At 66.7% G+C, this 9793-nt stretch carries 8 protein-coding genes; 4 read left to right on the top strand and 4 right to left on the bottom strand.

Features of this window, described 5'->3' with window-relative positions:
• A partial coding sequence (locus Q7J58_RS05395) for an IS1182 family transposase (RefSeq protein ID WP_304824516.1) occupies positions 1–1318 on the top strand: 1318 nt, incomplete at its 5' end.
• 324 nt (positions 1319–1642) lie between these two features.
• Here Q7J58_RS05395 and Q7J58_RS05390 read toward each other — a convergent pair.
• From Q7J58_RS05390 to Q7J58_RS05375, 4 genes are all read right to left on the bottom strand, one after another.
• Entirely contained in the window at positions 1643–2716 is a 1074-nt protein-coding gene (locus Q7J58_RS05390; RefSeq protein WP_304824513.1) for a patatin-like phospholipase family protein, read from the bottom strand.
• A 297-nt stretch (positions 2717–3013) separates the two neighbouring features.
• Positions 3014–3952 (bottom strand): ribose-phosphate diphosphokinase, encoded by a 939-nt coding sequence (locus tag Q7J58_RS05385; protein ID WP_304824510.1) that lies wholly within the window; start codon positions 3950–3952, stop codon positions 3014–3016.
• Entirely contained in the window at positions 3952–5481 is a 1530-nt protein-coding gene (locus Q7J58_RS05380; protein WP_304824519.1) for a thymidine phosphorylase family protein, read from the bottom strand. The genes Q7J58_RS05385 and Q7J58_RS05380 overlap by 1 nt, the downstream gene beginning before the upstream one ends.
• Positions 5482–5673: 192 nt before the next feature.
• On the bottom strand, positions 5674–6393 hold the full coding sequence (locus Q7J58_RS05375) for a GntR family transcriptional regulator (protein WP_304824507.1): 720 nt from the start codon (positions 6391–6393) through the stop codon (positions 5674–5676).
• 76 nt (positions 6394–6469) lie between these two features.
• Here Q7J58_RS05375 and Q7J58_RS05370 point away from each other — a divergent pair, with 76 nt between their 5' ends.
• From Q7J58_RS05370 to Q7J58_RS05360, 3 genes are read left to right on the top strand one after another with little or no spacing between them, the layout of a single operon-like run.
• Positions 6470–7864 (top strand): Rieske 2Fe-2S domain-containing protein, encoded by a 1395-nt coding sequence (locus Q7J58_RS05370; protein ID WP_304824504.1) that lies wholly within the window; start codon positions 6470–6472, stop codon positions 7862–7864.
• Positions 7861–9399, top strand: coding sequence for a glutamine synthetase family protein (locus tag Q7J58_RS05365; RefSeq protein ID WP_304824502.1), 1539 nt, complete (start codon positions 7861–7863; stop codon positions 9397–9399). Before Q7J58_RS05370 ends, Q7J58_RS05365 begins: the two co-directional genes overlap by 4 nt.
• Before the next feature lie 21 nt (positions 9400–9420).
• Positions 9421–9744: a 2Fe-2S iron-sulfur cluster-binding protein gene (locus Q7J58_RS05360; RefSeq protein ID WP_304824499.1), complete on the top strand. Its 324-nt coding sequence runs from the start codon at positions 9421–9423 to the stop codon at positions 9742–9744.
• Positions 9745–9793: the final 49 nt, after the last annotated feature.

Here is a 9793-nt window from a genome sequence, read left to right as displayed (position 1 = left end):
GCAACCCAACCGCTCACAGGTTGAGTTGCGCGCCTCGGACCTGGAGTCCTTGCTCCCCGCAGACCACCGAGCCCGCCTGGTGTGGGGCTACGTCGTACACCAAGACCTGAGCCAGCTGATCCTTGGCATCAAAGCGCGCGGCAGCAACGCCGGGCGTGCCGCCATCGACCCGCACATCCTCTTCGCGCTGTGGCTGTACGCCACGCTGCAGGGTGTGGGCAGCGGGCGCGAATTGGCACGGTTGAGCCAGGAGCACGATGCCTACCGCTGGATCTGCGGGGGCGTCTCGGTGAACTACCACGCGCTCAACGACTTTCGCGCTGGCAACGAAGCCTTGATGGACAACCTGCTCACCGACAACGTGGCCGCCTTGGCCGCAGCAGGCGCGATCAGCCTGACGCGCGTGGCGCAAGACGGCATGCGCGTGCGCGCCGACGCTGCAGCAGCCTCCTTTCGCCGCCAGGCCAGCCTGGAACAGCACCTCCAAGAGGCCCGTGAGTTGGTGCAGACACTCAAGGCGCAGGTCCTGGACCCCGGCTTGGCCAATCGGCGCGCCCAGGCGGCCCAGTTGCGCGCAGCCCAGGAGCGTGAAGCGCGCATCCAGGCAGCCCTCAAACAACTGCCCGAAGTGGCTGCGGTGAAGAAACGCAACGGATCCAAGACCGAAGCCCGCTCAAGCAGCACGGACGCCGATGCGCGCGTCATGAAGATGGGAGACGGCGGTTTCCGTCCCGCCTTCAATGTGCAGTTCGCCACCACCTGCGAAGACCAGGTCATCGTGGGCATGGATGTGGTCAACGCGGGCAGCGACATGGCCCAGCTCTCACCCATGGTCGAGCAAGTCGAGCAGCGTCTGGGCCAGAGCCCAGATGAGTGGCTGGTCGATGGGGGCTTCCCTGCCCACGCGCAAATCGACGCGGTGGCCGACAAGACCGACGTTTATGCGCCAGTACCCGAGCACAAGGCCCGGCAAGGCGCGAAAGAAGACGAACACCAAGACGAGCCAAAAGACCCGGCGGCACAGGACAAACACCAGCCCAAGGCGGGTGACTCCGAGGCGGTGGCGCAGTGGCGTGTGCGCATGTCCGCCGAGCAGGCCAAGGAGATTTACAAGCAGCGCGCGGCCACAGCCGAATGTGTGAACGCCCAAGCGCGCAACCGGGGACTGCTGAGAATGCCCGTTCGTGGCTTGACCAAGGTTCGATCGGTGGTGGGTCTGTTTGTGCTGGCGCACAACCTGATGCGCACCGCCGTGCTGGCACCGCACATCATTGGCTGGGGGCGTGGTGCGTCTGCAAAGGCTGCGCAGGCAGCATGAGGGGGGCAAAAGTGGGTAAATGCGTCCAAATAAGGCTCTTGATCGAGCCATAGACGCTCGCCACGTACATCGGCGATGCCATTCGTGCGCATGTTGGCGCGCTCGGCGTGATACGCAACGGGCATGATCGGCTCTGTGAGCGTCGAAAAACTCTCGGCCTCTGAGGCGCGGTGTTGATGCAGCACGGCCACCACGAGAACCCAGTCGTCGCGCACGGCATAGCGCGGTATGACGGAAAACGGCTGAAGCACGCAGCGCCGAATGCCACCCACATGACCGAAATGGCCCGTGCCAACCCAAGCGTTCCTGATTCGCCGCGTCGGCTCAATACGCACCAAACACCCGCGCCAAATCCACCGTGCTGCGCTGGCCCACGCTGGCAGCGTGCTGGTCCAGCCAGGCGAGCGCATGCTCACGGCCCAGGGATTTCATGTGTTTGAAGATGGGCAAGGTGGCCACCAATTTGCTGTCTTGGCCCAGCGCGGTCAGTTGCTCTGACGCAGCCAGCACATGAAAACGCGCGCCAGCCAGCTTGTGCGCCAGCGGGCCGCGTGGCAGCCAACCGGCTTGCGCCTGCGCTTGGGCTTGGCATTGGCCCAGCAGCCGCATCTCACTTAAAAACGCGCTGTTGAACGCAAACTCCAGCGTGCGGTGGCGGATGCCGCTGACGCTGGTGGGCGTGTCGGCATGCATGAGCGGCGACAGCAGCACCAGCAACACGTCGCGGTGGACGGGGTCGTCCAGCAAAGGCCAGACCGGCGGATTGGCCGCGTAGCCACCGTCCCAATACGGCTGGCCGTCCACCAACACGGTATGGTGCAGCTGGGGCAAACAAGCCGACGCCAGCACCGCGTCAACGCCCAATTCAAACTCGCGAAACAGCCGCACCTGGCCGGTTTGCGCATGCGTGGCCGCGACGAACAGCGGCACCGGGCAGTGGCGGCGCAGCCGCTCGAAGTCCACCTGGGTCTCCAGAATGTCGCGCAACGGGTTGGCGCCAAACGGGTTGAACTGCTCTGGGGCCAGCAATCGCGACCATTGCAGCATCAGCCGAACCGCTGGGGGCAGCACCACCCGGTCGCCGTTGGACGACAGCGAGGCCATTTCAAACGGGGCGCTGGTGGCCACGGCGGACCAAAACTGGTCCAGCGCCTGGCGCGCGCCCTCGGTGCCACCCACCATCAGCCCATGCGCCAAGGCCACCGCGTTCATGGCCCCGGCGCTGGTGCCGCTGACACCGGCCACGGCCAGGCGTCCGTCTTGGAGCAGCGCATCGAGCACACCCCAGGTGAACGCCCCGTGTGCGCCACCGCCCTGCAAACCCAGTTGCACACCGGGCAGGGTGTGGCTGCGGCGCTGCAAGGCACGCAGCAACTGGCGGGGGTGGGGTATGTGCATCAGGCAATGCTCCGAAAGGTGGGGCCAACACCGCGCCCGGCGTGGGTCTGTTCGGGCGCGGCGGTGTGGCTGGGATGAACGGCAATTTAACCGTGTGGTGTGACCGAACGGCGGAGCGATTGATCGGTTGACGCGCGCAGTCCGTTTCACCAAAGCCACGACATGAAACCGCGTCATTTTCCGCCACGCGTCGTTGCATCCCCTTCATTGCGTCATGCCTTTGGCGAAATGGACCACCAGAAACCTGTCGGACTTGGATCGCCGAGAGCGAAAACCGCAGGTTTCATCGACAGGTTCCTATGCTGAACCCGTCGCCACCTCCCGCAGCGCAGCCGCCACCGCTGGAACAATGCTCACCGCGTTGCTGGGGTGGGCAATGCAGTCGGTGCTCCAGATGGCGCCCACGCCCGCATCGCGCACCAGTTGTTCAGCGCCTGTTGCAAACAGCGCATGCGTAACGGCCACATCCACCGACGCCGCACCCGCTGCGCACAGCAACTGGGCGGCACGCGCCAGCGTGTGGCCGGAGCTGGCCACGTCGTCGATGAGCACCACGGCGCGGCCCGCCACCGGGAGGGCAGGCAGTTCAATGTCCACCTGCCGGTCGCCGTGGCGGGTTTTGCGGCACACGGCGTGCGCCCAGCCATGGCGCTCGGCGGCCACGGCCACCCATTGCTGGGCTTCTTCGTCGGGGCCGATCAGCAGCACGTCGCTGCGCTGGGCGGCGATGTGGTCGGCCAGCAGCGGGGCGCCGCTGAGCACCACCGCGTCGGGCACGGGCACGGCTTCTTGCAGCGTGGCCACGCGGTGCAGGTGCGGGTCCACGGTGATCACGGCGTCAAACAGTGTGGCCAAAAATGCGCCCACCACGCGCTGGCTGATGGCCTCGCCGGGGTTGAACGCGATGTCTTGCCGCATGTAGGCCAGGTACGGTGCCACCAGCGTGAGGTGTTGGGCGCCCAGGGTGCGCGCGGTTTGCGCCAGCAGCAGCAGCTCGACCAGTTTTTCGTTGGGCTGGTGCAGGCCGCGCCACACCACCACGCGGGGCGGCAGGCTGGCGGGCAGGCGCAGGCGCACCTCCCCATCGGGAAAACGGTGGCGCACCACCACGGCCAGCGCCAAACCCGTGGCATCAGCAGCGGCCTGCGCGGGGGTTTGTTCGTCTTCAAAGCACAGCAAACAACCTGCTGGGTGGGCTGCACTGTCGGCAGGTGTAAGGGCCAGGGTATCGCTCATCAAAACTCCACAAAAACACGGGGCACCTGCTCGGCGCTGCCGATGCTGAAACCGTGGGAACGGGCGCTGGCCTGGCGGGCAAATTCCAGGTCGGCGGGGTAACTGGCGTGCACGCGGTACAGCACATCACCCACCGCCACGGGCTCGCCCAGTTTGCGCATCAGGTCCACCCCGGCGCCCTTCACCTTGGGCGCACCGGCCAGGCGGGCAACCTGGGCGATTTGCAGGTTGTCGATACCGGTCACCACGCCCGCCTCGGCGGCCCGCACATCGAGCGTGAGCGCACCCAGCGGCGGGTGGTGGTGGTCAAAACCCCGCCCGCCCTGCGCAGCGATGATGGCCTGCATGCGCGCCAGTGCGCGGCCCGAATCGAGGATGTCGCGGGCTATTCTGAAGCCATCGCCTCCGCGCACATCGGGGCTGCATTCAATGATGCGGCCCGCCAGGCGCAGCGATTTTTGGCGCAGATCGTCGGGCGCCTGGGGGTCGTTTTCCAGCACCTGCATCACGTCGCGCGCTTCCAGCACCGGGCCCACGCCGCGCCCCACAGGCTGGCGGCCGTCGGTGATCACCACGTCCAGCGACAGGTGCATGCGCTGCGCCACGTATTCAAACAAGCGGCGCAGGCGCTGCGCTTCGGGCATGGAACGCACCTTGGCGGTGGGGCCAATGGGAATGTCGAGCACCAGGTGCGTGGCGCCCGCCGCGATTTTTTTGGACAGGATGGACGCCACCATCTGCCCCGGTGAGTCGATGGCCAGCGGGCGCTCCACCGAGATCAGCACGTCGTCGGCGGGCGACAGGTCGGCCGTGCCGCCCCAGGCCAGGCAGCCTTTGTGTTCGCGCACGATCTCGGTGAGTTGGCCAAACGGCAGCTCCACATTGGCCAGCACCTCCATGGTGTCGGCGGTGCCCGCGGGCGAGGTGATGGCGCGCGACGAGGTTTTGGGAAACACCAGCCCGTAAGCCGCCACGATGGGCACCACCAGCATGGAGGTGCGGTTGCCCGGAATGCCGCCAATGCAATGCTTGTCCACCACCAGCGGCTCGCGCCAGTCCAGCCGGCGGCCGCTGGCCACCATGGCTTCGGACAAAAAGTAGACCTCTTCGCGGTCAAGCTCGCTGCGGTTGCTGGCCACCACAAAGGCGGTCAGTTCGATCTTGGAATAGCGCAGCTCGGCAATGTCGCGCACGATGGCGTGGAAGTCTTCGCGCGACAGGCGCTCGCCGTTGATTTTGCGAAACAGCGCCGGAATGGATTCGGGCGGTTCGGCCTGCGACACCGAAGCCGGGTGGCCGTCGGCCACTTCCAGCCGGGCAAACGCGTCTTCCGACACGCCCAACTGGTTGCAGCCGACGATGCTGGCGTCGTCCACCACGTTGAGCGTGGCCAGAATGCGCTTGCCGTTGGCCCGAATCTCCACCTTGGACAGGGCCTGAAAGCCCTCGGCCCGGACCACCTCGCAGTCGCGGTGCAGGTAGGCCACGTTCTCGTGGTAGGTGTCGATGGCCACGCGCTTGAGCGTCAGGCCGTTGGTGCGCAAGGGGTTTGGTGTGTCATTTTGTGTCTCCATGCCGACACGATACACCGGCTTGCGGCACGCGAATACAGCAGGACTTGCGCAAAGCCGCCATGGCCAGGCGCGAAGCCGCAGACAGTACGAACGTGCGTCTTGGCGAAGCAACAACGCCATGGCGGCTTTGCGTGCGTCCTGTACCGGTCAGCCCACCACCAGCCGCATCACCGGCATCACCCGCTCCGACTCGGCGCGACGCTCCAGCGCCAGGCGCATGTTCATTTGCGCCACCTCGGTGTGTTCCACCGCCAGCGCCTGCGCGCGCGCGCCCTCACCGCGTTTGAGTGCGTCAAACAACATGTGGTGCTGCCGGTGGGCGTAGAGCATCCAGTCGCGGTCCAGCGCCACCGTGCCCTGCATGGGCAACATGGCCGAGGCCGGGGCAAACGGGAGTTTGTCGTTCAGCGCCACGGCGCGCTGCAAGGCGCGGTTGCCGCAGGCCGCCAGAATGAGTTCGTGAAACCGGTCGTTCATGAGTGCGTAGGCGGCGTAGCTTTCGATCGTGAGCGGGCTCTGCGTCAGCAAGCGGTCGCCTTCGTCCAGACAGGCCTGCAGCTCGCCTTGCAACTGGCGCGGCACGCCGTGTTCGGCCACCAGCCTTGCGGCCATGCCTTCCAGGTGGCCGCGCACGGCAATGGCGTCGGCCACTTCTTGGGCGGTGAACTGGCGCACCAGGTACTTGCCGGTGTCGTTGGCCTCCACCAAACCCTCTTGCTCCAGCGTCACCAGAGCGCCGCGCACGGGGGTGCGCGAAGCCCCCAGGCGCTCGGCCAGTTGCTGCTCGGCCAGGCGCTGGCCGGGCGCGAACTCACCGCTCAGGATCAGGTCGCGCAATTGCATCAATACGGTGTCTTGCAGGCTCATGGCGCAAACTGTACACTGAAACCAGAAAACGGTATACCGTTTGAACGCCCATTGTCTGACAGCCACAGGAGCCACCATGAAAGCCGAACTCAACGAACGCATCACCCGGGTGGGCCCCAGCACACCGGGGGGCGCGCTGCTGCGCCACTACTGGCAACCCGTGGCCCTGCTCGACGAATTTGACCCCGCGCTGGACCCGGCCATGGCGGTGCGCCCGGTCAAGGCCGTGCGCGTGCTGGGGCAAGACCTGGTGCTGTTTCGCAACGCCGAGGGCACCTACGGCCTGCTCGACCGCGACTGCCCGCACCGGGGCGCCGACCTGGCCTTTGGCCGCAACGAGGGCGACGGCCTGCGCTGCCCGTTCCACGGCTGGAAATTTGACCTGAGTGGCCAGTGCACCGAGACACCGGGCGAGCCCGCAGGCAGCAAGCTGTGCAGCCGCATCCGCCAGCGCAGCTACCCGCTGGTGGAAAAAGCGGGCACCCTGTTTGCCTGGCTGGGGCCCGAGGGCAGCACCCCGCCACCGTTTCCCGCGCTCGATTGTTTTGAAGCCCCGGCCAGCCACAGCTTTGCCTTCAAGGGCCTGTGGCACTGCAACTGGCTGCAGGCGCTGGAGGTGGGCATCGACCCGGCGCACGCTTCGTACCTGCACCGTTTTTTCAACGACGGCTCGCTGGAAGACAGCTACGGCAAGCAGTTTCGCGGCGCCAGCGTGGGCGAGGTGGGCGGTGAGCGCTGGCCCATGACGAAGGTGATGCGCGAGTTTGACCAACCCGAGATTGCCTTCGAGTCCATGCCCTATGGCCTGCGCCTGACCGCGCTGCGCAAGATGACCGAGGCGCTGACCCATGTGCGCGTGACCAACGCGGTGTTCCCCCAGACCTTCGTGATCCCGTTGTCTGAGACCATGACCATCACGCAAATGCATGTGCCGGTGGACGACACGCACAACTATTGGTATGCGTTTTTCACCAGCTTCGACACCCCGGTGGACAAGACCACCATGCGCAACCAGCGCCTGGCCACCGTGACGCTGCCCGACTACGTGCCCAAGTCGGGCCGCCACAACCAGTGGGGCTTCAACGCCGAAGAGCAGCAACACCGCACCTACCTGGGCATGGGCGAAGACGACATCAACGTGCACGACCAATGGGCCTGCGAAAGCATGGGCGCCATACAAGACCGCACCCGCGAACACCTGGGCACCACCGACAAGGTGATCCTGGCGAACCGGCGCCTGCTGCTGCAGGCCATGGACACGGTGGAGCAAGGCGGCACACCGCCGGGCATGGCCGACGCGGCCCAGCACGCCCACATCAGCGGCCCCGACACGGTGGACGGCATTGCGCCCGCGCAAGACTGGCAGGCCTGGTGGCAAGACGCGGTGCGGGCCAAACGCGCGGCGGCCCCATGGCGCAACCCGGCGGCACCCGCAGAAGCCCCGGCCACCGAAACGGCAGGCGCGAAATGACCCACTTGGCCCGCCGCTGCGGCGTGCACGACGCCGCCCGCGAAGCCGCCTGCCTGCAAACCGCCCAGCTCATTGAAGCCAGCGGCATACAGCGCGTGCGCCTGGGCTGGTGCGACGCGCACGGCATGCTGCGCGGCAAAACGCTGATGGCCCACGCCGCCATCAAGGCGCTGCGCGACGGCGCCGGCATGGTGGGCACGATGATGCTGAAAGACACCGCCGACCGCACCGCCTGGAAAGTGTTCGAAGCCGGCGGCACCGATGACCTGCCCGGCTTTGCCGGCGCCGCCAACCTGATGCTGCTGCCCGACCCCACCAGCTTCACCGCCCTGCCCTGGCAAGCCCACACCGGCTGGCTGCGCTGCCAGCCCTGGTTTGCTGACGGCACGCCGGTGCCGCTGGACACGCGCCATGTGCTGCAGCAAGCGCTGGCGCGCTTGGCCCAGGCCGGCTATGGGCTCAAGACCGGGCTGGAGGTGGAGTTTCACATCTACCGCATCACCGACACCGCGCCGCAGTTGAACCCCGAACTCGCTGGCTGGCCCGGCCTGCCGCCCACGGTGGAGATGATCCACCCCGGCTACAACCTGCAGGCCGAAGCCATGATCGACATGGCCGACGAGCCGCTCGGCATCGTCATGCGCACCGCGCAGGCGCTGGGTTTGCCGCTGCAGTCGCTGGAAATTGAACTCGGCCCCAGCCAGGTGGAAGCGGTGTTCGACGCCACCGACGCCCTGACCGCCGCCGACCAGATGGTGCTGTTTCGCAACGGTGTGCGCCAGGCGCTGCGCCGCGCCGGTTACCACGCCACCTTCATGTGCCGCCCGCCGTTTCCCCACATCATGTCCAGCGGCTGGCACCTGCACCAGTCGCTGGTGCAGCTTCCATTGCCGCACCCGTCGTCGGTGCAGCTTGACTTGCCGCACCCGTCGCTGGTGCAGGTACCGAACGGGAACAACGCCTGCGTGCGCGACACCCCCGCACCCGGCACCACCCCACTGGATGCACAACACGCCCTGTCTGACGCCGCCAGCCACTGGCTCGCCGGCCTGCTGGCCCACGCCCGTGGCATGAGCGCGCTGTGCACCCCCACCATCAACGGTTTCGCCCGCTTTCGGCCCAACGCGCTGGCGCCGCAGTCGGTCATCTGGGGGCAGGACAACCGGGGTGCGATGCTGCGCGTGGTGGGTAGCGCGGGCGACCCCGCCACCCGCATTGAAAACCGCCTGGGCGAACCCGCCGCCAACCCCTACCTGTACATGGCGTCGCAAATCCACGCCGGGCTGGACGGTCTGGCGCAGCGCCTGCAGCCGCCACCGGCCTGCGAAACGCCCTACGCCGAAGGCAGCGAGAAAATACCCACCTCGCTGGGCGAAGCACTGGCCGCGCTGCAAAGCGACCCGGGGCTGATCGACGGCCTGGGCGCCGACTTCGTGCGCTATTTCTGCCGCATCAAGCAACAAGAAATCGACCGCCACGCCCAAGCCGAAGACAAAGCCGACTTTGAACGCCGCGAATATTTCAGCCGCATCTGAACCCCATTTTCAAGCCCGACCATGATCCACATCCGCTTCATCTCTGCCGACCAGACCGTGCAAGACCTGCAGGCCGCACCCGGCCAAAGCCTCATGAAAGCCGCCACCGAAGCCAACATACGCGGCATTGAAGGCGACTGCGGCGGCACCCTCACCTGCGCCACCTGCCATGTCATCGTCGACCCTGCATGGGCCTCACAACTGCCACCGCCCGTGGCCGACGAAACCGACATGCTCGACTTTGCCGCCAGCCCGGTGGAACCCGAGAGCCGCCTGTGCTGCCAGATCCAGCTCACCCCCGCGCTGGACGGGCTGGTGGTGCGCCTGCCCGCCCAGCAACACTGACAGGACGTGCGCAAAGCCTGACCAAGCACCGATCCGCAGCCTCACCGCT

Source organism: Hydrogenophaga sp. (genome assembly GCF_030656115.1).
Classification (GTDB): Bacteria; Pseudomonadota; Gammaproteobacteria; order Burkholderiales; family Burkholderiaceae_C; genus Hydrogenophaga.
This window is presented reverse-complemented; position numbering and strand designations above follow the sequence as displayed.

What these genes read in the sequence shown, in the direction of transcription:
- Q7J58_RS05390 (WP_304824513.1), bottom strand. Translation starts at nt 2,716, where the DNA reads ATGCACATACCCCACCCCCGCCAGTTGCTGCGTGCCTTGCAGCGCCGC.
- Q7J58_RS05385 (WP_304824510.1), bottom strand. Translation starts at nt 3,952, where the DNA reads ATGAGCGATACCCTGGCCCTTACACCTGCCGACAGTGCAGCCCACCCA.
- Q7J58_RS05375 (WP_304824507.1), bottom strand. Translation starts at nt 6,393, where the DNA reads ATGAGCCTGCAAGACACCGTATTGATGCAATTGCGCGACCTGATCCTG.
- Q7J58_RS05370 (WP_304824504.1), top strand. Translation starts at nt 6,470, where the DNA reads ATGAAAGCCGAACTCAACGAACGCATCACCCGGGTGGGCCCCAGCACA.
- Q7J58_RS05365 (WP_304824502.1), top strand. Translation starts at nt 7,861, where the DNA reads ATGACCCACTTGGCCCGCCGCTGCGGCGTGCACGACGCCGCCCGCGAA.
- Q7J58_RS05360 (WP_304824499.1), top strand. Translation starts at nt 9,421, where the DNA reads ATGATCCACATCCGCTTCATCTCTGCCGACCAGACCGTGCAAGACCTG.